The organism is Saccharothrix violaceirubra (assembly GCF_014203755.1).
Classification (GTDB): domain Bacteria; phylum Actinomycetota; class Actinomycetes; order Mycobacteriales; family Pseudonocardiaceae; genus Actinosynnema; species Actinosynnema violaceirubrum.
Genome location: NZ_JACHJS010000001.1, coordinates 7,028,322 through 7,054,773, shown reverse-complemented (window position 1 = coordinate 7,054,773; position 26,452 = coordinate 7,028,322). Strand labels below are relative to the sequence as shown.

Below are 26,452 nucleotides of genomic sequence, written 5' to 3'. Positions count from 1 at the left end.
TCGGGGCGTCACAGCGCTGGCCGGTGCTCGTTCCACGGTAAGCGGTCGACCGAGTTCGGCAGGGCCGATCAGCCTCGCCGATCGGTACTTCTCGCCGTCGGCGTAGTGCCCCTACTCTGCCGTTGACGCCCGGAAGGACTGTGAGGGGGCGCAATTGAACACCATCGGTTCGCACAGCTCTCCTGTTACGCCCGAGGTCTGGGACCAGCAGGAGATGCGGGACGCGCTTGCCAGGCGTGAGATCAGCGCGGTCTACCGCCTGCTCCGGAGGCACGGCGTGTCCCAGCGCCAGATCGCGGCGCTCACGGGCCAATCGCAGTCCGAGGTCTCGGAGATCCTCAAGGGACGCCAGGTCATGGCCTACGACGTCCTGGCGAGGATCGCCCAGGGTCTGGGTGTCCCCAGGGGATACATGGGTCTCGCCTACGACGAGGCCACGGCAGTGCGGGTGGCCGCCTCGGCGGACTCACCCCATTCGGAGGAGGACGAGTCGGTGAAGCGACGGAAGTTCCTCGCGCACGCCGCCGCCATCACTGTGGGCGCGGCCGTGTTCGGTACGGACTCCGGGTCGTGGGCCGCGTCGCCCGCGCAGACGCCGGCTCCCGGTCGCATCGGCATGACCGACGTGCGACAGGTCGAGGCGGCGACGCGGGCGTTGCGCACGCTCGACTACCAGTACGGCGGTGGCTCGTGCCGCGACGCCGTCGTCGCCCAGTTGTCGTGGGGCCAGCAGATGCTGGGTGCCAACGCCACCGAGCTGGTCCGCGAACGGCTCTACGTGGCGCTCGCCGACCTGCACAACCTGGCCGGCTGGACCTCGTTCGACACCGGTCTGTACGACTCGGCGCGCAACCACTTCGGCCAGGCCCTGGGTCTGGCCAAGCAGGGCCGCAAGGAGGAGCTGGTCGCGAACATCCTGTACCGGATGGGTCGCGTCTACCTGCACCAGAACGCGCCGGACGACGCGTTGAAGGTCTTCCAGCTCGGTCAGCTCGCCGCGCAGAACTCCGGTTCGGAGCTGGCCGTGGGCATCCTGTGCGCCAACGAGGCGTGGGCCTACGCGAAGATGGGGTCCGACGACCAGGCGTTGAAGCTGCTCGGCCGGGCCCGCGACGAGTTCGCGCGCGCCGACATCGGCGAGGCGCCCGCGTGGGCGAAGTTCTTCGACGCCAACGACCTGTCGTCGATGATCGGCACCGTGCACACGGAGCTGGCGCAGACCGTGGACACCAAGTACACGCGCACCGCGATCCCGGCGTTGTCGAAGGCCATCGGCGGGTTCGGCGACGACATGAGCCGCAGCCGGTCGTTCAACCTGACCTCGTTGTCCATCAACCACCTGCTCGAAGGCGACATCGACCACGGCGCGCGGATCGGCCGGCAGGCCATCGACATGTCCGAGGCTCTCAAGTCCGTGCGCACCAAGGACCGCATGCGCCCGCTCCAGCGTGAGGCGGACAAGCGCAAGAACAATCCCGAGGCCCGTGAACTGGCCGAGCGCGTGGCCCAGTTCACCGGCAGCGGCGACAGCGCGGCTTGACCGCCCCGGCACGCCTCGACGGGCGGTTCACGACGGACGTGCTGACCGCGGTGCTGGAGCGGTTGTGCGCCGGTCTGGGGCTCGACCACCGCGGCGCCCGGTTGGTGAAGTTGACCGCCAACGCCGTGTTCGACCTGCCCGCCGAACGCGTCCACGTGCGCATCGTCGGTTCGATGGGTCTCCAGCACCGGGCGCCCAAGGTGGTGGCCGTGGCGCGCTGGTTGGCGGCGCACGGCGTGCCCGCCGTCCGGTTGGTCGAGGAGGTGCCGCAGCCGCTCGTCGTGGGCGACCACGTGGCGACGGTGTGGCACACCGTCCCGGTGACCGGGCGTGCGGTGGACGGCCGTGACCTGGGCAGGTTGTTGCTGCGCATGCATTCCCTGCCGCCGCCGGACGTGCCGCTGCCGCGTTGGGCGCCGTTGGACGACGTGCGCCACCGGATCGCCGACGCCGAGGAGTTGACCGCGACCGACCGGGTGTTCCTGGAGGAGCGGTGCGCCGAGTTGGCGTTCCGGCTCGACGCGTACCGGCCCGAGTTGCCGTTGGGCGTGGTGCACGGCGACGCGCACCTGGGCAACCTGATCCCGGGCGTGGACGGGCCGGTGCTGTGCGACTTCGACTCGACCGGCGTGGGTCCGCGCGAGTGGGACCTGAGCACCCTCCCGATCGGCGTCGCCCGGTTCGGGCACCCGGCCCGCTGGTACCGGCAGCTTTCCCGCGTGTACGGGTTCGACGTGACCCGCAGTCCGGGATACGCGCTGCTCAGAGACGTGCGTGAGCTGAAGCTGACGACCAGTGCCCTGCCGATCCTGCGCAGCCATCCCGATGTCGGGGCCGAGCTTCGTCGCCGGCTGCGCGCGCTGCGTGACGGCGACACCATCACACCGTGGCGCCCGTACCGCTGACCGGGTCCACGTGGGGGAACGAACCCGTAACACTCCGGCCGTGGAATCCGAATCACGCAGCGAACGGGTGGCATTCCACCTGTCGGGGCGACGGCGAGGTGGACCGTGATCGGGTACTGGCTCAACGCCAAGCGCCGGGGTGCGCTCAAGTCCGCCCGGATGCTGGACGAGGTCGTGGACACCCAGTTGCCGCTACTGGCCGCGTTCGACGAGGAACGCCGACGCCGGTCCGCGGACTACCTGGCCGAACTGGTGAAGCTGGCCGGTGCCTACCGGGGCTACGCGCGTGGCTGGATCGACGCCCGTGAGCTGGAGCGTCGGGGCGGCCTCGTGATGACGGAACTGCACCGCCTGCGGGCCGGGTCGGCCGCTCGACTGACCGCCGAATAGGTGAGCCGGCGCACAGCCGGCTAGCCTGCTCGGCGCAGTTCACCGCACTGAACGGACCACTCGTCGACAGGTCACGCCACGGGCGCGCGGGACAGCACGACCGCCAGGCCGAACGCCACACCCATCACCGCCACCTCGACCGCGGCCCACCCGACGACGGCCGTCGTCCGGTGCCGGGCGATGTGCGGCATCAACCGCCAGCGGATGTGCGCGCCGAGCAACGCCAGCAGGCCCGCGCACACCGTCTTGCCGATGAGTACGAGCCCGTACGAGGTCGTGACCAGCGAACCGGGCAGCGCCACGACCGGGTTGAGCGCGAGTTCGAGCACGCCGTTGAACAGGCCGGTGACCGAGACCAGCACCAGCGCCACCGTGGCCAGCTTCGAGAACTTCGGCAACGCCTCGGCCAGCAACGACTTCCGGTGCGCCACGAGCACGACCAGCGCGGCCAGCCCGCCGGTCCACGCGGCGGCGCCCAGCACGTGCAGCTCCATCGAGATCATGGAGTAGTCGTGGTACTTCCAGTTCGACGCGTGCCCGGTGACCGGCAGCGGCAGCAGGCCGAACATCGTCACGAGGATGCGCAGCTCGGCGGGCACCGACTCGCCGCGCCGCACGGCCATGATGCCGATCCACACCGACGCCAACGCGCACACCGCGCTGAACAGCAGGCCCTGCCCGGCGCCGACACGCTGGACGTAGTCGACGACCGACGACAACGTCACGGCCATCTCCGGCCGGGTCTCGTAGGCGCGGATGACGATCGACACGAGCGCGGTCAACGCCCACACGGTGGACGCGATCACGGCCGCGGGCCGTGCCACCCGCAGCACGGGTTCGGTGGCCGCGGGCCGGGAGAACCCGAGCAGTTTCGGCAGCAGCGACAGCCCGACGGCGGCCGTGGCCGCCAGGTCGAGCAGTGTGCGCACCAGGGGATGGGCGAACCGGACCACCACACCGGCCTCGACGTCGCCGACGTCCGCGGGCGTCGACGACAGGTCGAGGCCGAGCAGCACGCCGACCAGGCCGCCGGCGAGCAACCCGCCGACGACCCACGTGCGCGAGGTGGGTGCGGTGGTCCGGTCCACGGTCATCGCCTGGCGTCCTCCGGCGTGCCGCCGCGCAGGGCGAAGAACACGCCGCCGCCCAGCAGCACGACCGCACCGACGATCCACACCCAGATCGGGATGCCCCCCGACGACTCCGCACCGGTCGCGGTCTCGACCGGTGCGGGCGTGCCGCCGCCGGCCTTCGTCGTGGTGAACTTCAGCGAACCCGGCACGGAGTGCCCGTCGGCCGACAGGATGCGGTAGGTCACCGTGTACTCGGCCGCGTCGCCCAGCGTGCGGATCGGGAACCTGACCGAGTTGTCTTTTACGGTCGGCTGGCCGTCACCCTGCCACTGGGTGCCGTCCGGTGCCTTCACGGTGATCGTGTTGAACCCCTCGCCGCCCTGGACGGGCTGGTCGAAGGTCAGCGTGATCTCCTTCGGGCCGGACTCCAGCGTCGCCCCGTCCTTCGGATCGCTGCTGATCAGCACGTTGTGCGCGGACGCGGGCGCGGCCGTCGCCAACGCGACGCCACCCGCGACCAGGAACGCGAGCAGCAGGGAGACGGCGTGCCTCATGCCTTGCGCCGTGACCGCAGCACCGCGCCGACGCCGAAGCCCAGGCCGAGCGCGCCGACGGCGAGGCCCACGCCGCCCAGCCAGCGGGCGGTGTCGTCGGTGCCGGCGGCCTTGGTCTCCGTCGCGGCGGCTTCGTGGTGGTCGCTCTCGGTGCCCGCGGGCTTCTTGACGAGCTTCAACACCGGGGCGGGCTTGTCGGGCTCCTCGGCGCCTTCGGCGGCAGGCGGCTTGTTCCAGTCGACGACCTCGCCGCTGGAGTAGGTCTGCTTGGTGGGCAGGAGGAGCTGCTCGGTGTTGTCGGGCAGCGGGCCGATGGAGATGTCGAACTCGTTGAACTGGCCGGGCTCGATGCGGACGCCGGGCTCGGCCGTCCACACGACCGTGCGGACGGCCTCGGTGACCTCGCGGCCGTGCGCCTTGACCGGGGTGTCGAGCTTGGCCTTGACCGCCTCGACCTTCCAGCCCGGGGTGGGCTTGGTGCTGACCGAGGCCAGCGGGTACTCGGCGGGCAGGCTCAGTTCGAGCTTGACCGTGCCCGCGTCCGGGCGCTCGTTGGGCACGCGGAGCGTGACCTTGGTGTAGCCGCCCTGGACGGGGTCCTTGGTGGTGTTGGCCGTGACGTGCGCCGACGCCATGCCGGCGGAGGACAGGACGAGGAAACCGGCGGCGGCGAGCACGGCGCCGCCGCGGGCGAATCGCTTGGTGGACATGAAGTTGTTCTCCTGATCGCAGGGAAGGTCAATGGCCCTGGGTGATCGGGAGAAGCGGTGGCCCGCGCCGGCCGTGCACCCGTCGCAACAGCACGCCGACCAACGGGTCGGGCGCCGGCGATCGCACGGGAACGAACAGCCGCCCCACGACGGGTGGGTGCGTGGGGAGGACGGGAACCAGCCGCGGGAACGCGGAGGCGAGTGCGGACAGGGCGGCGTCGGCCCGGGTCAGCAGCAGTCCGGTGAGCACTGCGGCCACGGCGTGCGCGGCGGTCATGGCCACCGGGTCGACGACGGCCGTCATCGGCTGGTGGTAGCCCAGGCTCAACAGGGTGTGCTGGGCGAACTGGGCCAGGCCGAGGGCGCCGAGCAGGGACCGGGGGCCCAGCCGTTCGGACAGCGCCGTCCCGCCGAACGCGATCAGCAGGGTCAGCGGCAGCGCGGGGACGGCGTCGACGACCTCGCCGCCGGCCAGTCCGTGCGCGGCCACCGTGAGTCCCAGGGACGTCACGGCCAGCAACGCACCCCGCGCGAAGCGGGTGGTAGCCGGCCGTCTGGTCACGGACAGAGCGTAAGAGGTGAGGGAAGCCCGAAGAAACCATGGGGTCCGTCGTGGCTGGTCCGGCTCAGCGGCCGACGGCGTACCCCTGGCCACCGCGCGGGTTCGCGGCGGCCCGGAGCAGTCCGGCCCGTCGATCGCGTGCCACCGCCGACAGGCGGCCGAGCGTCCACGGCCCGGCGTCGACGACCACGTGCCCACGTGCCCGCAACTCGTCCATGCCGGGGAACCGGGACTCCACCAGGACCTCGCCCGGCGTCCAGTCGCGGGGGAAGAACGAGCTGGGGAACGCGTTCGTGTGCCACATCGGCGAGTCGATGGCCGCCTGGAGGTCCAGCCCCCCGGCGGTGTGCGCCAGCCAGAACGCGAGCTGCCACTGGTCCTGCTGGTCGCCGCCGGGCGTGCCGAAGGCCAGCGCCGCCTCGCCGTCGCGCAGGGCCAGGGTCGGCGACAGCGTGATCCGGGGCCGCTTGCCCGGCGCGAGCGTGTTGGGCAGGTCCTCGTCCAGCCAGAACATCTGGGCCCGGCTGCCCAGGCAGAAACCCAGGGACGGGATGGTCGGCGACGACTGGAGCCAGCCTCCCGACGGGGTCGCGGAGACCATGTTGCCCCAGCGGTCGACGACGTCCACGTGCACCGTGTCGCCGCGCACCGTGCCGGTGTCGGCCGCGACGGTCGGTTCGCCCAGCGCGCCGTTCGACCCCGAGGCGGCGAACGGTCCGGACAGGACGTGCCCGGAAAGCCGCGGTGCGATCCCGTTCGGCGATCCGGGACGCAGGTCCGGCGACGCCTCGTCCGTGATCAACCCGCGGCGGGTTTGCGCGTACTCGCGGGACAGGAGCACGTCGAGCGGCACGTCGGGCACGTCGCCGTACCAGGCTTCCCGGTCGGCGAAGGCGAGCTTGGCGCACTCGACCGCCAGGTGCACGGTGTCGACCGTCGGCAGACCATCCACATAGGACAGTCGGTCGGCGAAGCCCTCCAGCAGCCGGAGTTGTTGCAGCAGCACGGGTCCCTGGGTCCACGCACCGGCCTTGGCGACCGTCCACTCGCCGAAGTCGGCGGTCACCGGGTCCTCGTAGGTGGCCTGCCACCCGGCCATGTCGCCGCCGGTCAGCACCCCGGCGTGCGCCCGGCCCGAGTCGTCGAAGTACGACTGCCGGCAGAACTCGTCGACCTGTGCGGCGACGAACCCCTGCGACCACGCCCGGCGCGCGGCCTCGATCTGGGCCTCGCGGTCGGACCCGGCGGCCTCGGCGGCGGCCAGCAGCCATTCCCACGTGTCGGCCAGGCGCGGGTTGCGGAACACGCCGCCGGCCCGCGGCGGCACACCGCCCGGCAGCCACAGCGCCGCCGACGTCGGCCAGCGGTCCCGGAACAGGTCGGCGACCGTCGCGATCGTCCGCGACGCGCCCGCCACCAGCGGGAAACCGTCGCGGGCGTAGCCGATCGCGTAGTCGAGCACCTCGCGCAACGTCTTGGTCCCGTAGTCGCGCAGCAACGTCAACCACCCGTCCCACGCGCCGGGCACGGTCGCCGCGAGCAGGCCGCTGCCGGGCACCAGGTCAAGGCCGAGCGACCGGTAGTGCGCGACCGTCGCCCCGGCCGGCGCCACGCCCTGGCCGCACAGCACCCGGGGTGCCGCGCCGGCCGCCGCGAAGATCACGGGAACCTCGCCGCCCGGCCCGTTGAGGTGCGGTTCCACGACCTGGAGGACGAAGCCGGCCGTGACGGCGGCGTCGAAGGCGTTGCCGCCGCCCTCCAGGACGGCCATGCCCGCACCGGAGGCGAGCCAGTGCGTCGAGGCGACCATTCCGCGGGTGCCGGCGAGTTCCGGGCGGGTCGTGAACACCGCAACAAACTACGGCGTGCCGGCCCGTTTTGGTTAAACGAGCTAACTAAATGGGACCTCCACGGGCCGTCCCACGCCGCGCAACGTGAGCCCGGCCCGGCGCAGCGCGTCGGGGTCGAGGTGGTTGCGGGTGTCGAGCACGGTCGTGCCGCTCATGACCGACGCCACGCGCGTCCAGTCCAGCGTCCGGAACTGCGGCCACTCGGTCAGCAGCACCACGGCCGCCGCGCCGGACACCGCCACGTACGGGTCGTCCACCACGGTCATGCCCACCAGCGGCCGGTCGATCTCCGGGTCGTACGCCACGAGTTCCGCGCCCTCGAACGCGAGCAGTTCGGCCACGGCCAACGCCGGCGAGTCACGCAGGTCGTTGGTCCCGGCCTTGAACGCCAGCCCCAGCACGCCGATGCGGGTGCCGGCCAGCGGTCCGACGGCCGCGCGCAGCTTGTCGACGACGCGCTGCCGCTGCCGCACGTTGGTGTCGATCGTGGCCTGGACCAGCGTGAAGTCCACGCCGACGCCCTCGGCGATGCGGACCATCGCGTGCGTGTCCTTGGGCAGGCACGAACCGCCCCAGCCCGGTCCGGGCTTGAGGAACGACCCGCCGATGCGCTTGTCGTAGCCCATGCCGTCGGTCACGGCCGTCACGTCCGCGCCGACCAGCTCGCACAGCTCGGCGACCGCGTTGACGTAGGACAGCTTCATGGCCAGGAAGCAGTTGGCCGCGTACTTGACCATCTCGGCGCTGGCCGCGTCCATCAGCACGGTCGGCGCACCGAGCTTGGCGAACAGCGCGGCGACGCGTTCGGCGGCCTGCGGCGAGTCGGAGCCGACCACGATCCGGTCCGGGTGCAGGAAGTCGCGGACGGCGCTGCCCTCGCGCAGGAACTCGGGGTTGGACACCACGGCCACGTCCTCGCGGTCGAGCAACGCGGCCACGCGCGTCGACGTGCCGACGGGGACCGTGGACTTGCACACGACCACGCACCCGTAAGGCAGCACGTCGCGGATCACGGCGGCCACGTCCTCCACGGCGCTCAGGTCGGCCGCGCCACCCGCACCCATCGGCGTGGGCAGGCACAGGAACACGACCTCGGCGTCGCGCACGGCGTCGCGGGCACCGACCGTGAACGAGAGCCGCCCGGCCGTCGCGCCCTCGCGGACGAGCCCGGCCAGTCCCGGTTCGAGGATGTCGACCTGGCCGGCTTCGAGGCGTGCCACCTTCAGCGCGTCGACGTCGGCGCACACGACCCGATGTCCGAGGGAGGCCAGGCACGCCCCCGTCGTCAGGCCCACGTAACCCGTTCCCACGACCGCGATCCGCCGGACGAACATGGGTCGACGGTCGCAGCCGAAGTTTGCCGCAGGCCGAACATGAGCTGTATGCGGAGCGTGAGAACGGTAGTCCCCTGGGTGTACGCGGGAACACTTCTTGCGGAGGACGCGCGCGGACCCGGCGCAGGAGCATGGTTCAGGTATGGAACTGCTGCTCATCGTGGCCCTCTTCGCGGGGCTGGCAGCACTCGCGGCCGTACCGCTGGTCGCGATGCTGCACCTGTCGGAGCGAAGGCGGCTGAACGACCGTTAACCTCCAGGCCGGGTAGTGCCGGTCGAGGAGGGTTCGATGGAGATCTCGGGTACCGCGGCGATCGTCACGGGTGGCGCGTCGGGGCTTGGTCTGGCGACGGCGAAGGCGTTGGCCGCTCGGGGCGCCTCGGTGTTCGCGTTGGACATCTCGGTGGAGAACGCGCCCGAAGTCGAGGGCGTGACGTTCGTGGCGGCGGACGTGACGTCGGAGGACGACGTCCAGGCCGCCGTCGACCGCGCCGCGTCGGGTGCACCGCTGCGGATCGCGGTGAGCTGCGCGGGGATCGGTCCGTCCGCGCGCACGGTCGGCAAGTCCGGTCCCCACCCCTTGGACCTGTACCGCCGGGTGATCGACGTGAACCTGGTCGGGACGTTCAACGTGCTGCGCCTGGCGTCGGCCGCGATCGGCCGCACCGAGCCGTTGGCGGACGGGCAACGTGGCGTCGTGGTCAACACGGCGTCGATCGCGGCCTACGACGGGCAGATCGGGCAGGTGGCGTACGCGGCGTCCAAGGCGGGCGTCGTCGGCATGACGCTGCCGGCCGCGCGTGACCTGTCGTCGGTGGGCGTGCGGGTCATGACGATCGCGCCGGGCATCGTGGACACGCCGATGCTGGCGACCGTGTCGGAGGAGTTCCGGGCCGGGCTGGCGGCGGGCGTGCCGTTCCCGAAGCGCCTTGCGCTGCCGGAGGAGTACGCGCAGCTCGCCGTGTCGATCGTCGAGCACGACTACCTCAACGGCGAGGTGATCCGGATGGACGGGGCACTGCGCATGGCTCCCCGTTAGGTCGCTCGGCTGGTCTGCACCCGCTCCGGTCTCGCCCCGCCACAAGGTCGACGACACCGTCGGGAGCCGTCCGTCACCCTCGGCGTTGTGCCGTGCTCAACAGGATGGGGTATTGCCCACTTGCCCATATGTCGCTACTCTGGGGACAGTCGCCGACCCGTCCGGCCACCGCAGCCGACACCATGACGCACCACCTGTGACGAGGGCCGGTCAGACGCCGTGTCCCGTAGCATCCCGGGCTTCACGAGCGCGTCACTGTCACAGCCGTGACGGCTCGTTCAGCTCGGCTCGCAACTTGATCGAGGGGCCCACCATGACGACACTCGAAGGATTCCGCCCGATCGCCGAAGTAGCCGCCGACGAGCGCTCGCGTATCGCATTCGGCAAGGCCGGAGTCCACAAAGACGACCGCTACGCTGTGTCGATCAACGACGAGGGTGCGATCCTGCTCACCCCGCTGGCCAGCATCCCGAAGCGCGAGTTGATGGTCTGGGAGAACGATGAGCTGAGGGCATCGCTGTTCCGTGGCCTGGCGGACGCTGCGGAGGGCAAGGTGCAGAAGCTCGACTGGGTCACCGCTGGTGTCGAGATCGACGAAGAGGACGAGTGAGCGCTCCACCCTACGAACTCCTGTACACCGCCGAGGTTTCAGCAGTTCTGGCGGAACTCCAGGGGAAGCAGCAGTACGCCAAGAAGCTCAAGAAGATCCGGAAAGCGCTGGCCCAACTGGAGACGTTGGGTCCGCGCTATCCGGCGTTGCGTTCGCACCCGTACCAATCGGTGCCGGGACCGAACGGTACTCAACTGTGGGAGTCCTACGTCGAGAACAACACTCCCTCAGCTTGGCGGATATGGTGGATCTACGGCCTCAAGGAAGATCAGATCACGATTGTGACGATCGGACCGCACCCGTGAAGCGGCCTGCGCTTCGATAGGACGCGCCTCGGCGAGGGCTGCGCCACCAAGGCTCGCCTGCGATGCATCCCACGTGGCCTCTCGGGGATCGATGCGTCCCCTGTGACGACGCTTTGCGCATGGCTCCCCGTTAGGGCTGCCGGCAGGACTTCATGCCGCCTACACGACTCCGGTCTCCACCAGGATGAAATAGGCGGCAGGCAGCACGGCGAGCAGCAGCCACGGCGACAGGACGCGGCGGCCGAGGATACGGCTCGCGAGGGCCACTCCCAGGACTCCGGCGCCGATCGCGAGCAGGGGCAGGTGCCAGTGCCCGGTGAGGCGATGCGGACCACGTGGTGTCGTGCTCCAGCCGAGGAGGCCGGCGAGGATGACCGACCAGTACGCGAAGAAGGCGAACACCACGAGCGCCAGGAACCGGCGTAACGCCGTCTTCTGCCCGGTCCGGTCCATCCCGCTGACCTCCTGGGATCCGGTGACGCCAACGAGCCGGCGCGGTCATGCCGTCACCGCATGATCAGAGATCTCCCGCGAACGGCAGGTCGGCCATCGCGTCGGATGTCATCCACGTGCGCAACGCGTGCGTGGCGCGCACGTCGTCCTCGTTGTACTCCAACAAACGACGGCGTTGCGCGGGCTCCGGCGGGTGGCCGTCCATGCCCACCGCGTCCCGGTACCAGCGCATCGAGTTCTCGCCACCCGCCTCCGGGTCGCGCCAGTGGAAGCCCGCGACCGGCGCGATGGTCTTGAGCCCCTTGCCGTGCGCGCACAGGAACTGCTGCTGCACGATGCCGAACAGGTCGACCCACTCATCGGACGAGATGAACGAGCGCACCTCGCCCACGGCCGGGATGCCGGGCCGGCCCGCGAAGCGGTCGGCCGAGCCCAGCAGCCAGCGGTTCTCGGCGAGTTCGTTGTAGCAGTAGGCGCGGAACGTGAGACCTCGTTCCAGCGCATGCCGCCGGACGTCGGCCAGCCACGTCCAGAACTCGGCGAACGACCGGGCTTCGTCGTCGCACGGCACCGGTTCCCACGTGGCGAACGCGCGGTAGCCGGGCTCGACGCCCACGTCCGTGCCGGACAGCAGGCAGCCCCACATGTACGCGCCGAGGTCGCCGAAGCTCTCCATGTCGACGTCGATCTCCACGTCGGCGCGCGGCACGTCCAGGTACTCGACCCGGCGGACCACGGTCAGGTCGCGCAGCCACGCGCGGGCGAGTACGACCGCGTCGGTGTGCAGCATGCCGACGAACGGGATCACCGGCTTGTCGTGCGGGTCGAGGGCGGCCAGGTCGTCGACGGTGTCCACGCCCGCTTTCCGCAGCGCGATCGCGTCCTCGCCGCGCACGACGAGGCTCACGTCGCGTGCTTTGCGCAGGTCTTGTTCGCACACCGGCCACCACGGGCAGCTGCGGCACTCCACGATCCGCGACGGCCGGGCCATGGCGGGCGCACCGGTCGCGGCGGCGGTGGCGACGGCGAGGCGGTCGGCGAACCGGGCGTCGTACTCCGACAGCGCGGACCGGCCGCCCGGCCAGGTCGACGCCTCGAGGTCGTGCCAGACGACCACGTCGGCGTCCATGCCGATGACACCGCCGGTGGACCGCCCGCTCGCGGCGAAACCGGACGCCTGGAGCAGGCGTTGGGCGTGGGCGAGTCGCATCTGGTCGCGGGGTTGGGCGCGGACCCGGCGCAGCGGGTCGACGCGGGCGCCGGTGGGCAGCGGGAGCGTGACCGGTGACGTGCGGGCGCCGCGTCCGGGGTCGGTGACCTTGTGCCGGACGACGAGCACGGGCACGTACCCGGTGTCGTCCTTGACCAGCAGGTCGATCGCGCCGCGTCGGCCGCCCGGTTCGTCGCGGGGGAGGACGGCTCCCCAGATGTAGGGGACGCCGCTGCGCATGGCCTCGGCCGTGGCCCGTTCGCGGGCGGAGGTCGGTGCGTCGACCGGGATCTCGATCAGGTCGGAGCCGACGAGCCGGCCCAGCGAGGTGGCGACGGCACGGCGGTGTTCGGTCGCGTCGGCCTTGCGCTGTCGCCCGGTCGGGTCCGGCGGGGCTTTGGGGGCGTCGTGCGACCCCGGGTCGTGTTCGAGGTGCACCCGCCGCCGGCAACGAGTGACCACACCGGCGTCGAGCTGCACCTGGGAAGTCACCGGTAGAGCCTATGCCGCCGGCTCGACGCTTGTGCGCGCAACCTGCGGGCTACGAATGATCTTTGCCGGAACGGAATGGTGCGGAGATCGGGACCCCCGCACCAGGTCCCGCTACAGGACGACGATGGTCACGTCGCCGTCGGCCACCGCACGACCGCCGCTCAGGTCGGCGATGTCGGCCACCCGCAGCACGCGGCCGAGCTTCGCGTCCGCGTTCGGCGGCGTGTGCACGACCGCCTCCAGGTCGTCGGTCGGCGCGTCGGCGGACGCGGTGCCGCCGGTCAGGGTCAGGCCGGCCAGGGCGCCGCCGAGGGCGGCCGTGGCCACGGTCAAGGTCTTCCGCAGGTTCATGGCTGCGAAAGGTGGTCGAGTCCGCGCGCGTCGATCAAGCCGCGTGCGACTTTCGAGCGAGCGGGTTCACGCGAACGAGTACGTCCGGCGACGTACGCGTGCTGTCGACTCCCGGCCGATGCCCGACTCCGCCGGTCGCCCGTACCGTCGGCCGCGTGGGGTGGCTGTCGGGGTTGTGGTTCGCGGCGACGTTCGTGCCGCTGCTCTGGCGTGCCCGCTACCCGGTCGCCGTCATCGCGGTCACGGGCGCGTCCACGTGGCTGTTCTACGTCACCGGGCACAACGGGCCGCTCGTCCTGGCGCCCGCGCTCGCCGTCCTGTCCCTGCGCCGCACCCGGAGCCGGGAGCGGCGTGCGCGGCAGGCCGAGGAGGAACGCCTCCGGATCGCGCGCGAGGTCCACGACGTGGTCGCGCACAGCCTGGCCATGATCAACGTGCAGGCCGGGGTCGCGGCGCACGTCGCCGATCGCCGCCCGGAGGAGGCGGTGAAGGCGTTGCGGGCCATCAAGGCGGCCAGCGGCCATGCCCTGGACGACCTGCGCGCGACGCTCGGCGTGCTGCGCGACGACGGCACGATGCCCGTACCGTCGCTGGCCCGGCTGTCCGAACTCGTCGACCCGGTCCCGGACGTCACCGTGGTCGGCGACCCCGGCGACCTGCCCGCGCCGGTCGACGCCGCCGCGTACCGCGTCGTCCAGGAGTCCTTGACCAACGCCGTGCGCCACGCGCCGGGCGTGGCGGTCACGGTGACCTTCCACCGCACGCCGACCGCGGTGGAGATCACGGTCGACAACGGTCCGGGCACCGGCGAGGGCACGCCGGGTGCGGGTGCGGGGCTCAGGGGCATGCGCGAACGCGTCGAGGCCCTGGGCGGCCGGGTCGAGGCGGGTGCGCACGAAGGCGGGTTCCGCGTGCACGCGGCCCTACCGTTGGAGGGTGTCGGTGATCAGAGTCGTACTCGCGGACGACCAGGTGCTCGTGCGGGCCGGGTTCCGGCTGCTGCTCGACACGGAGGACGGTTTCGAGGTCGTCGGCGAGGCCGGTGACGGCGGGCAGGCGGTGGCGCGGGCTGTCGAGCTGCGGCCGGACGTGGTCGTGATGGACATCCGCATGCCGGGCGTGGACGGCCTGGAGGCGACGCGACGCATCGCGGCCGAGGCGCCGGACGTGAAGGTGCTGGTGCTGACCACGTTCGACGTGGACGAGTACGTCTTCGAGGCGTTGCGTGGCGGTGCGAGCGGGTTCCTGCTCAAGGACACCGAGCCGGTGGAGCTGCTGCACGCCCTGCGCGTGGTGGCGGCGGGCGACGCGCTGCTCGCGCCGAGGGTGACCCGGCGGTTGATCGAGGAGTTCGCGGCCCGTCCCGAGCACCGCCGGCCGGAGCCGGGCGCGCTGGCCGTGCTCACGGTCCGGGAGCGGGAGATCCTCGCGCTCGTCGCGGGCGGGTTGTCCAACGAGGAGATCGCCGCACACCTGGTGATCAGCCCCGCCACTTCGCGTACTCACGTCAGTCGGGTGATGACGAAACTCGGCGCGCGCGACCGGGCGCAACTCGTCGTGCTCGCGTACGAATCAGGATTGGTCAACCCTCGCCGGACGAGGTGAATTGTTAGCGATTCGACTACGAGTCGTGCTTGTACGTGGCGGGAACCAATCACCTGTCGGTGTCACTGAATGCAACTGAAGATTGAAGATTCCCGGCACCCAACGAATAATGAACACTACGTGACCTTGCTGCATTCTTGCAGGTCGGGACATTGGTCGAGACCACTTAACCGCTTCAGGGCCCCGGGTGCGCACAGGCGCGCACGGTCACGGACCGTGCGCTGAGCAGCGGGTTCAGCTTCGCTTCAGGTCTCGATCAGGCGATCGCGCCGGGCGGGAGCTTCAACTTGAAGGGCAGCGTGGTCACGACCGCGAGGTCCGACGCCGTCCGCTTCATGAGCGTGGGGGCGTTCCGGGCGCCGGGTTCGGGCAGGTCGAGCAGCCGGTCCACGGCCTCGACGAGCGGCCCCTCGTAGATCCACACGGCCTGAGCTGCACGAGTGCTGTCGCGCACGGCGGGCAGCCGGCCCGCACGCGCCTCCGTCTCGGACCAGAAGAGGATCGAGTCGATGAAGCCTCTGCGCTGCTTGAACGCCATGATTCGATCGAGCTGCCCGTCCTCGTCCCGGAGGTGGAGGAACTGGAATCCGCTTTCGCGAAGCTCGATGACCTTGCCGAGCGCGACATCCATGGCGCACCTACCTCTGTTCTGAGGTCCCCTAGCAGGTACAGGTCTGGTGACCTGAAAATGATCGTACGCCAAGCGGACAATCCCCCATAGGGACTAGACGGACCTGGTGGGGTCAATACCGGTGGGACCACCCCTGGTTTTCGATACGTAGCGCAGTACGCGAACGGTTCGCGGAAAAATGCAGTGTCGTCCGAAGTGACCAGGCTCACACCCGGTCGCCTGCCCCTGCCACCCCTGCCAGGGCTTCGATCCACCTGTTCCGACGCTGCGCACCACGATCGGGTTGCACCGGGCAACCCCTACGAATCCCCTCGATCCAGTGAACCGCGAACAGGTGACGAGTCGGCCGTTACGCTGAAGAGGTGAGCGTGGAGTCGTCGGAGGGACCGTCACGGGTGGCGTTGGACCCCCTCCACGAGTCGTTCCTGCCCCAGGAGCACGCCCTCTACCGGCCGCGGCACTCGCCGCGGCAGCGCACGGCCCTGATCACCGCCGTGGTGTACCTCTGCCTGCCCGCGTTGCTCCTGGTGGTCGGCGTCCGGCCGGAGGAGTTCGAGAACCGGCGGCTCGCGGCGTTCCCGTCCGGCTGGGACCTGTTCACCGGGTTGGACGAGTGGGCGGCCGACCACCTCCCGTTCCGCAAGGAGGCCGTCGAGGCGTCGGGCGCGATCAGTCGCGGGGTGTTCGGCGAACAGCCCCGGTTCGACCGCCGCCCCACCGAGGTCGCGGGCCCGGTCCAGACCCAGCCGAAGGACCCGTCGCTCGACCGGCCCGACCCCACGTCCTACGTCGAGGTGCTGGAGGGCAAGGACGACTGGCTCTACCTCGGCGGCGACGTCAAGGGCGCGTGCTCGCCCAAGACCCCCACCGACGACGTGCTCGACCGGCTGGCCCGGCTGCGCACCGCGGTCGAGGCGTCGGGCCGAAAGTTCGTGCTGGTCGTGGCGCCGAGCAAGACCACGGTCGTCACCGAGTACCTGCCCGCCAAGTACTACGGCAAGGAGTGCCTGACCAAGGCCCGCGACCACTTCTGGGCCGGCGTCGACGACAAGCGCGTCGACGCGATCGACCTGCGCGACGACCTGGCGGCCGAGGCGAAGCGCCTGGGCCACCCCGTCTACACCAAGAACGACACGCACTGGAACCACGACGGCGCCCTGGTCATGATCCGCGCGGTGGCCGACGCCGTGCGCCCGGGGACGACGCGGACGTGGCAGGTCGACCCCGCCCGGAAGATCGACCGCGAGGGCGACCTGGCACGCCTGCTCGGCCGCACCGCGTCCGACCAGTACCAGGCGTACGACCTCAAGCCCGACGGCTCGACCGTGTGCAGCCGGCCGGTGACCGGCGACGAGCGCAAGCCCCAGCGGTTCACGCAGGCCAGGGTGCCCGGCGTCGTCGAGGCGAAGGTCGGCTGGATCGGGGACTCGTTCACGTTCGCCGCGCCGAGCTACCTGGTCGCGGGCTACACGGACGTGACGGTGCAGCACGTCTCGGGCGTCACGGCCGACGCCGGCCAGGTCGCACGCATGCTCGCCGACACCGACGTGGTCGTGGTGGAGGCGGCCGAGCGCAACCTGCTCGACGGCACGAACCCGATCCTGACGCCCGCGGTGCTCGACGCCATCGGCGGGGAGTTGGCCAAGAAGCCGCGTCGCTAGTCGCGCTCGTCGCGACCGGCGGGCAGTGCGCGGGTCGGCACGCCGTCCGGACGCCTTACCCGCCTGCCGCGCTCGTCGGATTCCTCTCCGGTCCGTGCGCCACGCCGCCGCATGGGGTCTTCGTCCGGCTGCGTCGACCGCACCTCGCCCCGGCGTACGGGCACGTGCCGGTCGTGCCGGTCGCGGGTCGGCCGATGGCGGTCTTCGGTCCGACCTGGGACGCCGTCGCGCCGGTCGGGTACCCGGCGGAGGTAATCGTCGTCCCGATCGGCGGGAGCGCGGTCCCGTGCGGGTGGGAGCCACCGCTCGTCCCGCTGCGCCGGCTCGGCGAGGACGTCCCGGCCCGATGCGGGGCGAAGGCGGCCCCCGACCCGGTCCCGCGCCGGGGCCTGGCTCGTGCCGGTGTCCGCCGTCTCCAGGCGGGGGATCGGGACGGTCGCGTCCGACGGCCGGGCGACCTCCTCCTTGATCGCCTCGATCTCGCGCGTCAGCCCCTCCTCGAACGACCACCGGGTCCGGGCCGGGCGCGACCAGCGCCGGGCCAGCGCGTGGCTGGGCCGCTCGACGAACCGGTAGCTCACCTCGACCACCCCGAACGTCGCCGCCACCGCGACCGGCACCGCGAGCCACAGCGGCACGGTCGGCCGCAGCAGCTCCAACAACGCCCACGCCACGATCCCGTGCAGCAGGTACAGCGAATAACTGCGCTCCGACAACGCCGTCCACACCCGCCGCTCCCGCAGCCGGGGTTCGGCGAACATCCCGAGCAGGAAGAACAGCAGCGCCACGGCCAACGCCAACGGGTACGACCCGTCCAGCCGCCCGATGCCCAGGTGGTCGCCGAGCACGTACAGCCCCCACGCCACCGAGCCGAACACCATGCCCAGCCACAGCGGCACGCGCCCGGTCGTCGTCGCCCACACGACCTGGCCCAGGATCGGCGCCGGCAGGTAGCAGGCGTTGACCGCGAACAGGAACCACGACGGCCCGAACTCGCGCATGCTCATCATGACCACGAACACGAACGTCAACTGCCCGGCGATCGCCGCCCACGTCCACCGCCGCAGCACGGGCAGCACCGCGACCAGCAGCGCGTAGAACACCAGCTCGACCACGAGCGTCCACGCCACGCCGACCAGCACCACCTGCGGCACGAGCACGTAGTTGACCACCAGCGAGTTGGTCAGCACCGTGGTCCACGTGACCGTCTGCGCGGACGCGCCCGCCAGCGTGCCCACGCCGAGCAGCACCAGCGCGGCGGTGAGCAGTACGGCGAACGTCATCGGCACGTGCACCCGGATCAGCCGGTTCACGGTGAACCGCCACCCGCCCTGGCGCAGCGCGATCGGCGTGACCACGTACCCGCTGACCAGGAAGAAGAACGGGACCGCGATCTGCCCGATCCCCTGGAACCCCATGCGCATCGGGTCGCTGCCCACCGCGTCGAGGAAGTCCACGACGGGCGTCGGCCCGGTCTCCCGCTTGGCCACCCACTGCTCGGCGATGTGGCTGTAGAACACGAGAAGTGCTCCCGCGGCCCGGCCGATGTCGATGAACGCGATGCGGGACTTGGGCGTCGTCGGGCCGGCCAAGGGGAACGCACCTCTCCGCTCGCCGTCGTCAGGCCGGACGCGACGGGAGCGGGTGGGCTACCTCCGCCTCCGGATCACGCGGACGAGCGGCAGCTCGACCCACCGGTGCAGCACCTCGGCCACCACGGCGACGGCGGCCACGCCGAGCACAACGACCAAGGTCGGATCGAGGTACGGCATCAGCCAGTCGAACAGCGGGTAGAGGACGCACAGGTGCACGAGGTAGACCGCGTAAGTGCGCTGCGCCAAGGCTTTGACCACTGCGGATCTGCTCACCCTGTCCTTGGCGTGGACCATCGCGACGGTGAGCAGGACGATGACGATCGCCGTCCGCGCGCCCGCGTCGCCGTGCTCCTGGAAGCCCATCCGGTCGGCGAGCACGAACAGCCCGCAGTGCAGGACACCGATCGCGGTGCCCGCGTAGGCGTTGACCTTGCCGGAGTGCACGAGCGTGATGAGCTGTCCCATGCACAGCAAGGGGAGGTACACCGGCAACAGGCCGACGACGTCCAACAGCCATGGCGCCGGGTAGAAGGCGAGCAGGACGACGTCGAGCGCGGCCATGGCCAACGGTGGAATCCACGGCCGGCGGCGCAGCAGCGGGATCGACAACGCCACCAACACGTAGAAGATGACCTGGATGCGCAACGTCCACGTGACGCCGAGCAGCCCGACCTCGGGGTCGACGAGGTGGCCGTTGAGGGTCATGCCCATCAGCAGGTCGACGAGGTCGAGCGGGCGTTCGACGTCGACGGCGATCCGCTGCCCGGCGTTGACCATGATCCAGCCGATGACCGACACGACGAACAGCAGCGGCGCGATGCGGCTGATCCGCCGCCACAGGAACACGCCGGGCGATTCCCGGTCCGTGACGTGCGTGATCACCAGTCCGCTGACCACGAAGAACGTGATCACGCCGAAGAACGCGAAGCGGGAGTTGAGGTGCAGCACGTCGGTGCCGAGCTGTTCGACCGGTACCCACAGCCACCAGTCGCGGCCGACGATCGTGAACCACGCCAGGACGTGGGTGAGCAGCACGCCACCGCACGCGATGACCCGCAGCAGGTCGACGCCGTGCAGGCGGGCCCGGGTCGTCCGGGGCCGTTCGAGTTCCGCGGTGCTCACGTCACCCTCCGCAGGCCCCGGTACGCCAGGTCGCCCGCCACGCCCGTGACGAGCACGCCGACCACGACGGTGACGGCCGCCGGGAGCACCTCGCCGAGCAGGCCCAGCAGCGGGTAGCCGATCGCGATCACCGCGACGACGAGCACCACCGCGCGGTCGGCCAGCCAGCGCACGGCTGCCCGGCCGGCCAGATCGGCGCCGCGCGGCAACGCGATGGCGAACAGCAGCACGGCGTAGACCGCGCCGAGCGGACGCCAGAACGGCAGCGTGTCGGGCGAGAGCCGGTCCGCCGCGACCAGGACGGCGAATCCCGGCAGTCCCACCAAGGCCAGGTGCCGGGTGCTCACCCGGTCCTCCACCCGCAACGCGGCCAGCAGGCCCCACACCACGACGGGCACGAGCCCGGCGGCGGCGGCGAGCAGGGGCAGTCCGGCGGCGGTGCCGAGGAGCACCAGCAGGCACGCCACTTCGACGAGGACGAACGCGGCCAGGGCGGGTGCACGGCGCAGCAGCGGCTTCACCACGTTCACCAGCAGCAGCGCCAGTCCGGCGGTGAGGGCGGGCGTGATCACGGAGTCGTCGACGAGGGGTTCGGCGCCGGCCAATGCCAGGACGGCGGTCAGCACCACGCCGGCCGCGACCGGCAGGACCGCGCGGCGCGGCACGGCTCGTTCGGCCCGGGTGCCGACGACCAGCAGCAGCAGGGCGATGCCGAGGAAGCCGAAGTCCTCGCCGAGGCCGGTGGGCAGGTTGACCCACGAGCGGACCAGCAGCACGAGGTCCAGGTCGGCGCCCGAACGCGACGGCCACAGGCCGACCAGGAAGCTGTAGGCGACGAGGCAGACGCCCGCCGCGGCTACCACGGACAGGCCGGGTCGGGCCATGTCAGCCTTCGGCCGGGAGTGCGTGGAGCTGGTCGGAGACGATCCCGTCGAACGCGGACAGCTCGTCCGGATCGCCGCGCAGCTCGATCCGGACGACGAGGTCGTGGTGCGTGTAGAGGGCCCGCGTGACGAACCGGCCCTCGAACGTGACCGTGGAGACGCGGTCCAGGCCGCGCACGGGCGACAGTCGTTGCAGGCCGAAGCCGGCCTGGAGTTCGTCGAGCCGGTCGGCGACGCGGGTCGCGGTGGACGCGTCGGCGACCCGGACCACGACGATGATCACCCGGCCGGCGGGGAACCCGTTCCACACGGCCAGCCGGGCGGCGTCGGCGCCGCCCCGGTTGTACGCGCCCACCTCCTCGGTGCCGAGGAAGCCGGCCCCTTCGACCTGGGGGAACGCCGTGACCCAGGCGTACCGGTCGCCGCCGGGACCGAGGTTGGCGATGGCCAGCGGGTTGGCGGCCTGCCGGCCGCGCTCGCCGGTGGGCGGGACCGTGCGGGCGGTCTGGTGGATCGCGGGCGAGGCCAACGCCCACCCGGCCGCGGCCACCACGATCAAGACGGCGACGAGGGCTGCCACGCCCGCGAAGGATGTGCGCACGGCGCGTGTCACCACAGTCACCCCCTGCGTGTTTGTCGACCCGAATGGCGGTCGACAATCATTCTCTCAGGGCAACTATCGGCTGTCACGAGGCAGACGTTCCACCGTTAGAGCGGTCTCAACCACAACGTAATGAATCCTCCGGCGGTGTCTTCGGCCTCGGCGACCAGGGCGGGGTCGGCGTGGTCGCCCTCGACCGGTCCGCCGGGACGCAGGGGGACGAGGGTGTAGCCGAGTTTGCGGTACCCCAGCAACACGTCCGACGGGTCGTCGCCCAGTTCGCGGATGGCGTCCGGGCAGAACTCGCAGACCACGTGCGGGCGGTCGCGGTCGATGACGGCCGTGAGGCCCGCCAGGGCGCGGTGGTCGCGGCCCTGGAGGTCGAGCTTCACCAGCGAGACCGTGCGGTCCGCCAGTTCCGCGAGTCCGTCCAGGCGCACCGCGCGGACCTCGACGCCGTCGCCGCCCTCCGACGCCCGGTAGTCGCCGCTGTTGCCGGCCTCGGCCTGCGCCAGGCGGATCGTCGTGTCGTGGTCCCACGCGGCCAGCGGCACGACCGCGACCGCGCCCGGTCGGCCCACGTTGGCGAGCACGTTGCGCCGCAGGTACTCGGCGTTGACCGGGTTGGCCTCGACCGCGACGGCGCCCGTGCCGCCGCGCTGGAGCAGCCGCAGCGTGTGGTAGCCGACGTGCGCGCCGACGTCGAGGAACAGGCCTTCGCCGACGAGCCGGGCCATCAGGTCGGCCTCGTCGCGTTCCCACGAGCGGTGGTAGGCCAGCCACGGCCGGACCACGTCATCGGCCGGCAGCAGCAGTGCGCCGGCGTCGCACAGCACCACGTCGGCACCGGCGGGCACGGGCGCGTGGCGCAGGCGGGCCGCGTCCTCGACGGCGTGCATCGCGGTGGTCAGGTCGGCGAGTTGCTCCTCGCGGCCGTCGGCACGCTTGTCGCGGTCGGCGAACATGTCGATCGTCTTGCGCTCGTCCGCGTCGAGCCGCGCGTGCACCTGGTCGATCCGCCGTTCGAACGCGTCGACGCTGTCGCGCACGCTCTCGCGCACGTCGGCGAGTTCGTCGCCGACCGCGTCGAGCACCTCGTCGCGCACGCCGGCCAGCCGCGCCCGGACGCCGTCGGTGCTCGCGCGCACCGAGTCGACGCCGGCCTCGACGGCCGTCAGCCGGGCGACGACCTCGGCGAGCGACCCCTCGACCCCGTCGACCAGGGCGCCCATGACCTTGCGCTGATGCACGTCGTAATGGTCGATCGCGCGCAGCACGGCCTTGCGCAACGCGGGCGCACCCGGCAGGCGTGACGGTGCGCCGGCGTCGGGACGCCACAGCAGGGCCTGGCGCGAGTCGCGCAACGGGACCAGCGGGTCGGCGACACCCTCGACCTGCACGCGTCCGGCGTGCCGCCGGTCGTGCGCTTCCTTCAGGCGGTCGTGCATCCACCGCGAAGCGGCGGCCATGGACCGGGTGCGCAGGATGTGTTCGCGGGCCGCGCGACCACGTCGCCGCGCCTCCTCGGGATGGTCCGCGATCTCGCGCATGGCCGCGGCGGCGGCGTCCAGGTCGGGGTCGGCCCACCGCGCGTCCGGCGGGTACGGGCCGTTGTTCTTCCCGACGGGCACCAGCCGGTACGGGATCGGCCAGCCGGTCTTGTCGTCCAGGAACTCGGTGGTGCTGGAGTAGTCCGTGGAGATCACGGGCAGTCCGCGCACCATGGCCTCGGCGACCGTGAGGCCGAAACCCTCGCTGCGGTGCAGCGACACGTACGCCGTGCTCGACGCGTACAGGTCGTCCAGCTCGGCGACGGACAGGTAGCGCTCGACGAGTTCGATCCGCGGATCGCCCATCACGAGCACGCGCAGGCGTTCGGCGACGGTCGGGTTCTTCGCCCCGTTGATCGCCTTGAGCACGAGCCGCACGTCGTCGCGGTCCGGGAACGCCGAGCGGAACGCCTCGACCACGCCCCACGGGTTCTTGCGCTCGCCGATCGAGTGGAAGTCGAACGCGAACAGGAACGTCACCGGCCCGTCGGCCTTCGGCGCGGGCTCGCCCGGATCGCGCACCGGCACCGGGATCGTGCGCACCGGGATCGACGAGTGCCGGGCGATCGCCTCGCGGCAGAAGTCCGAGACCGTCCACACCTCGTCGACCAGCGCGAACGCCTCGTGCATCGACGGCGGGAACTCTTCCAGCTCCCACGCCCACAGACCGATCCTGTACCGGTGGTGCGCGACGTGCGGCCGGTTCTCCAACACGGCCCGCGTCTGGTCGGCGTTCACGCACAGCAGGCTGATCGGGAACCGCGGCTCGCCGGTCGTCTCCGGCCGGTCGAGCCCGGTCCGGTTGGACACCAGCCGGTCCTCGACGACCGACGCGACCGGCACGCCCGCGCCGGTGATCGCGTCGTGCACGATCCGGCCCATCTCGCCGACGCCCAGCTCGGCGGTGAGGTAGCCGACCACGTTCACGCCGAACTCGGCGGTGGGCTCGGTCGGCTCGACCGGTTCGGCGGGCAGCGCCCACTCGGGCAGCGAAGCCTCGACGACGCCCGATGTCGAGCACCACGTGCGGTACGGGGCGGCGTCGCGGCCGTGCGGCTGCGGGAACGCCGAACGCAGGTCGGCGCGCGACTCCCACACGGCCAGCGTGAGGCGGTTGAGCGTCGTACCCGTCGGCGCGTCCTCGGGCTTCTCGGCCAGCCAGCGGCGCAACGCGGCACCCCGGTCCGGGCCGAACGCGTGCGGCGGCAACGGTTTGCCCTTGCGCTCGGCCTTCACCCAGGCCTCGCGGTAGAGCGAGCGCACGGCCGGACCGATGGGCGTGCCGTCGGGCATCTTGGCGAAGCCGTACGGGATCGACTCCAGCGTCTCGGCGTACCCGGCTTCGCGCAGCGCGCGGCCGTATGCATCGCAGAGCGCCTTCACATGCGGGTTCTCGGACAGCACGACGCGCGGCTTGGACGGCGTGTGCGAGGACAGCAGCCACGGGCGTTCCGGGCGGTAACCGCTGTAGTGGAAGAACCGCAGCGGCTGCCCGCCCGCGGTGTACGTCCCGTCGACCTCGTCGACCGGGCGTTCGTGCACGTTCCAGTAGGCGACGTTGAACCCGGGGTCGCGCAGGACGTGGTTGGCGAACAGCGCGGGGACCTGGTCGACCCACCGCTGGTCGGTGAAGAGCTGGCGTTCGGGCGCGACGACCGCGTCGTGGCGCAGGCGTTCGGCCCAGAAGTCCAGGAAGTCGCCGCTGCCCGGACCCGTCGCCACGAAGCCGAGGTTGAAGATGCCCGCGCCCATGATCGCGGCCTCGGACGGGTCCTTGCCGTCGCGGGGCAGGGGCTTGAGGAAGTGCGGCGTGAGCACGATGCCGTGCGCACGTGCCAGCACGGGCAGTTCCGGCATGGGCGCGAAGACCTGGATGTCGGGGTCCAGGTACATCACGACGTCCGCCTCGCGGCGCAGTTCGCGCAGCAGGTAGGGCTTCACCGCGGTGGCGAACTCGGTGACGTTGTAGGACGTCGCCATCCGCAGGTAGTCGTCCGGGTCGATGCCGGTCGCCTCGGGACCGACGATCCGCAACCGCCCGTCCCCGGGTTCGCCTTCACCTCTGGGCGCGTCGATCACCGCGATGACGAACCGGTCGTCCGGGTGGTGTTCGAGGTAGGACGCGGCGAGGACGCGTGCGGCGGGCAGGTAGTTGCGGGCGACCACGGTGCACGCGAGCACACCGCGGTCGCCGGTCCGGTCAGCCATCGGCCTTGAGCACCTCTAGTTGTGCGTCGAGCGAGTCGGTGAAGCCCTTCTGGGCCGCCGCGAGCGTGGGTGCGGTGACGTCGACCCGCACGATCAGGTCCTTGCTGGCGTAGTGGCCGCGCAGGCGGGCCTGCTGGCCGCCCTTGGCGTCGACCTCGGAGGCCAGCACGTTGGTGGGCGTGCTCGCGAACGGGGTCATGCCGTTGTTGATCTGGAGGTCGTACAGGCCGGTCACGGCCTCCTTGGCGGCGCTCGCGTCCGTGGCCTGCACGATCAGGACGATGCCCTTGGAGCCGTCGTCGAGCGTGAACTGGGCGAGCTTGGTCTTGCCGCCGCCGGCGGTCGTGTAGAGCGCGGCCTCGCTGTCGAGCAGGTACTTCAGGTTGGGCACGTCGGTGAACGCGGTGACCGACTTGTTGGTCGACACCTTGCCCTTGATCTTGCCGACGGGCAGCGGGTCCGGCGGCGGGCTGGGGGTGGTACTGGTGGTCGTCGTCGGCGTGGCCGTGGAGTCGTTGCCGGCCTGGTTGTCACCGTTGCCGCGGCCCCAGATCCAGTACGCGCCGAACGCGATGCCGGCCAGCAGCACGATCGCCAGCACGATGCCGACGACCTTGCCCTTGCCACCGCCGCCGCTCTCGTCGAACACCTCGGGGCCCTGCTTGACGCCCCACGGGTCGGAGAGCTGGTCGGAGGAGCCCCACGGCGGCGTCGCGTCGTAGCCGCCCTGCGGGGGCTGCTGCGGGAACGCCTGCACCGGGTAGCCGGGGGGCGGGGTCTGCGGCTGCTGGGGGAAGCCGCCGGGGACGACCTGCGTGCGGTCGGCGTCCTGGCGGGGTGCCCCGCCGGGGACGACCTGGGTGCGGTCGGCGTCGCCGGGCTGCTGGGGTTGCTGCTGGGGCTGGGGCGGTTGGGCCGGGCGCATGATCTGCGTCGACTCGGCCGTGGCCGCCGGGGGCTTGGCCTCCCACTGGAACGGAGGGGGGAACGGGCCCTGCGATGGCTGCCCGGGAGCGGGCTGTGCGGGCTGCTGGGGTGCCGCCGCAGGCGCCGCGGATGCCTGGGTGAGCACCTCGTCACGCCGCCTGCGGTAGTCGTCGGCGGAGATCCGTCCGGAGGCGAGCTCCTCGTCGAGCTTGCGCAGCTCGTTCTGCCAGGTCACCCTGGCACCCCCTTTCTGGGAAGGGCCTCCACCGTCCGAGTGAAGACCCGCACAT

At 71.5% G+C, this 26,452-nt stretch carries 25 protein-coding genes; 9 read left to right on the top strand and 16 right to left on the bottom strand.

The window, feature by feature from the left end:
• The first annotated feature begins 214 nt into the window (after positions 1 to 214).
• The 3 genes from F4559_RS32735 (at position 215) to F4559_RS32725 (ending at position 2,835) form a co-directional block, all read left to right on the top strand.
• Positions 215 to 1,540 (top strand): helix-turn-helix domain-containing protein, encoded by a 1,326-nt coding sequence (locus F4559_RS32735; RefSeq protein WP_246446700.1) that lies wholly within the window; start codon positions 215 to 217, stop codon positions 1,538 to 1,540.
• A complete protein-coding gene (locus F4559_RS32730) occupies positions 1,537 to 2,445 on the top strand; it encodes an aminoglycoside phosphotransferase family protein (protein WP_221447447.1) in 909 nt (302 codons plus the stop codon). Before F4559_RS32735 ends, F4559_RS32730 begins: the two co-directional genes overlap by 4 nt.
• A gap of 105 nt (positions 2,446 to 2,550) precedes the next feature.
• Positions 2,551 to 2,835 carry a hypothetical protein gene (locus tag F4559_RS32725; RefSeq protein ID WP_312865933.1) on the top strand — a complete coding sequence of 95 codons (285 nt, stop codon included), beginning with the start codon at positions 2,551 to 2,553 and terminating at the stop codon, positions 2,833 to 2,835.
• Positions 2,836 to 2,906: 71 nt separating this feature from the next.
• On the opposite strand, the gene F4559_RS32720 is transcribed toward F4559_RS32725, so the two are convergent.
• From F4559_RS32720 to F4559_RS32695, 6 genes are all read right to left on the bottom strand, one after another.
• Positions 2,907 to 3,929: a CopD family protein gene (locus tag F4559_RS32720; RefSeq protein WP_184674932.1), complete on the bottom strand. Its 1,023-nt coding sequence runs from the start codon at positions 3,927 to 3,929 to the stop codon at positions 2,907 to 2,909.
• On the bottom strand, positions 3,926 to 4,462 hold the full coding sequence (locus F4559_RS32715) for a copper resistance CopC family protein (RefSeq protein ID WP_184674931.1): 537 nt from the start codon (positions 4,460 to 4,462) through the stop codon (positions 3,926 to 3,928). The genes F4559_RS32720 and F4559_RS32715 overlap by 4 nt, the downstream gene beginning before the upstream one ends.
• On the bottom strand, positions 4,459 to 5,172 hold the full coding sequence (locus F4559_RS32710) for a YcnI family copper-binding membrane protein (protein ID WP_184674930.1): 714 nt from the start codon (positions 5,170 to 5,172) through the stop codon (positions 4,459 to 4,461). Before F4559_RS32710 ends, F4559_RS32715 begins: the two co-directional genes overlap by 4 nt.
• Positions 5,173 to 5,200: 28 nt before the next feature.
• Positions 5,201 to 5,734, bottom strand: a complete 534-nt coding sequence (locus F4559_RS32705) for a hypothetical protein (RefSeq protein WP_184674929.1) — start codon at positions 5,732 to 5,734, stop codon at positions 5,201 to 5,203.
• Positions 5,735 to 5,798: 64 nt separating this feature from the next.
• Positions 5,799 to 7,583 carry a gamma-glutamyltransferase family protein gene (locus F4559_RS32700; RefSeq protein ID WP_184674928.1) on the bottom strand — a complete coding sequence of 595 codons (1,785 nt, stop codon included), beginning with the start codon at positions 7,581 to 7,583 and terminating at the stop codon, positions 5,799 to 5,801.
• A 42-nt stretch (positions 7,584 to 7,625) separates the two neighbouring features.
• Positions 7,626 to 8,918, bottom strand: a complete 1,293-nt coding sequence (locus F4559_RS32695; RefSeq protein ID WP_184674927.1) for a UDP-glucose dehydrogenase family protein — start codon at positions 8,916 to 8,918, stop codon at positions 7,626 to 7,628.
• A gap of 289 nt (positions 8,919 to 9,207) precedes the next feature.
• Between F4559_RS32695 and F4559_RS32690 the strand changes: the two genes are divergently transcribed.
• From F4559_RS32690 to F4559_RS32680, 3 genes are all read left to right on the top strand, one after another.
• Complete coding sequence (locus F4559_RS32690; RefSeq protein ID WP_184674926.1) at positions 9,208 to 9,957, top strand: SDR family NAD(P)-dependent oxidoreductase; 750 nt, start codon at positions 9,208 to 9,210, stop codon at positions 9,955 to 9,957.
• A gap of 313 nt (positions 9,958 to 10,270) precedes the next feature.
• Entirely contained in the window at positions 10,271 to 10,567 is a 297-nt protein-coding gene (locus tag F4559_RS32685) for a hypothetical protein (RefSeq protein WP_184674925.1), read from the top strand.
• Positions 10,564 to 10,872: a hypothetical protein gene (locus F4559_RS32680; RefSeq protein WP_184674924.1), complete on the top strand. Its 309-nt coding sequence runs from the start codon at positions 10,564 to 10,566 to the stop codon at positions 10,870 to 10,872. The genes F4559_RS32685 and F4559_RS32680 overlap by 4 nt, the downstream gene beginning before the upstream one ends.
• A 159-nt stretch (positions 10,873 to 11,031) precedes the next feature.
• On the opposite strand, the gene F4559_RS32675 is transcribed toward F4559_RS32680, so the two are convergent.
• The 3 genes from F4559_RS32675 to F4559_RS32665 form a co-directional block, all read right to left on the bottom strand.
• Entirely contained in the window at positions 11,032 to 11,325 is a 294-nt protein-coding gene (locus F4559_RS32675) for a hypothetical protein (RefSeq protein WP_184674923.1), read from the bottom strand.
• 64 nt (positions 11,326 to 11,389) lie between these two features.
• Positions 11,390 to 13,027: a TM0106 family RecB-like putative nuclease gene (locus F4559_RS32670; RefSeq protein ID WP_184674922.1), complete on the bottom strand. Its 1,638-nt coding sequence runs from the start codon at positions 13,025 to 13,027 to the stop codon at positions 11,390 to 11,392.
• A 111-nt stretch (positions 13,028 to 13,138) separates the two neighbouring features.
• Positions 13,139 to 13,378, bottom strand: coding sequence for a hypothetical protein (locus F4559_RS32665; RefSeq protein ID WP_184674921.1), 240 nt, complete (start codon positions 13,376 to 13,378; stop codon positions 13,139 to 13,141).
• Between the two features lie 155 nt (positions 13,379 to 13,533).
• Between F4559_RS32665 and F4559_RS32660 the strand changes: the two genes are divergently transcribed.
• On the top strand, positions 13,534 to 14,424 hold the full coding sequence (locus F4559_RS32660; protein ID WP_312865932.1) for a sensor histidine kinase: 891 nt from the start codon (positions 13,534 to 13,536) through the stop codon (positions 14,422 to 14,424).
• Positions 14,321 to 14,983: a response regulator gene (locus F4559_RS32655; protein WP_184676486.1), complete on the top strand. Its 663-nt coding sequence runs from the start codon at positions 14,321 to 14,323 to the stop codon at positions 14,981 to 14,983. Before F4559_RS32660 ends, F4559_RS32655 begins: the two co-directional genes overlap by 104 nt.
• Before the next feature lie 256 nt (positions 14,984 to 15,239).
• On the opposite strand, the gene F4559_RS32650 is transcribed toward F4559_RS32655, so the two are convergent.
• Positions 15,240 to 15,614 (bottom strand): hypothetical protein, encoded by a 375-nt coding sequence (locus F4559_RS32650; RefSeq protein WP_184674919.1) that lies wholly within the window; start codon positions 15,612 to 15,614, stop codon positions 15,240 to 15,242.
• 362 nt (positions 15,615 to 15,976) lie between these two features.
• Here F4559_RS32650 and F4559_RS32645 point away from each other — a divergent pair, with 362 nt between their 5' ends.
• Complete coding sequence (locus F4559_RS32645) at positions 15,977 to 17,275, top strand: alginate O-acetyltransferase AlgX-related protein (protein ID WP_184674918.1); 1,299 nt, start codon at positions 15,977 to 15,979, stop codon at positions 17,273 to 17,275.
• On the opposite strand, the gene F4559_RS32640 is transcribed toward F4559_RS32645, so the two are convergent.
• From F4559_RS32640 to F4559_RS32615, 6 genes are all read right to left on the bottom strand, one after another.
• Complete coding sequence (locus F4559_RS32640) at positions 17,272 to 18,867, bottom strand: acyltransferase family protein (RefSeq protein WP_221447446.1); 1,596 nt, start codon at positions 18,865 to 18,867, stop codon at positions 17,272 to 17,274. The genes F4559_RS32645 and F4559_RS32640 overlap by 4 nt on opposite strands.
• A 57-nt stretch (positions 18,868 to 18,924) precedes the next feature.
• Positions 18,925 to 19,992: an acyltransferase family protein gene (locus F4559_RS32635; protein WP_184674917.1), complete on the bottom strand. Its 1,068-nt coding sequence runs from the start codon at positions 19,990 to 19,992 to the stop codon at positions 18,925 to 18,927.
• The gene (locus F4559_RS32630) at positions 19,989 to 20,876 is read right to left on the bottom strand and encodes a hypothetical protein (protein WP_184674916.1); all 888 of its coding nucleotides are present in this window, start codon (positions 20,874 to 20,876) and stop codon (positions 19,989 to 19,991) included. Before F4559_RS32630 ends, F4559_RS32635 begins: the two co-directional genes overlap by 4 nt.
• 1 nt (position 20,877) lies before the next feature.
• Positions 20,878 to 21,456 carry a hypothetical protein gene (locus tag F4559_RS32625; protein WP_184674915.1) on the bottom strand — a complete coding sequence of 193 codons (579 nt, stop codon included), beginning with the start codon at positions 21,454 to 21,456 and terminating at the stop codon, positions 20,878 to 20,880.
• 128 nt (positions 21,457 to 21,584) lie between these two features.
• The gene (locus tag F4559_RS32620) at positions 21,585 to 25,235 is read right to left on the bottom strand and encodes an FkbM family methyltransferase (protein ID WP_184674914.1); all 3,651 of its coding nucleotides are present in this window, start codon (positions 25,233 to 25,235) and stop codon (positions 21,585 to 21,587) included.
• Entirely contained in the window at positions 25,228 to 26,397 is a 1,170-nt protein-coding gene (locus tag F4559_RS32615; protein ID WP_184674913.1) for a hypothetical protein, read from the bottom strand. The genes F4559_RS32620 and F4559_RS32615 overlap by 8 nt, the downstream gene beginning before the upstream one ends.
• Between the last annotated feature and the right edge of the window lie 55 nt (positions 26,398 to 26,452).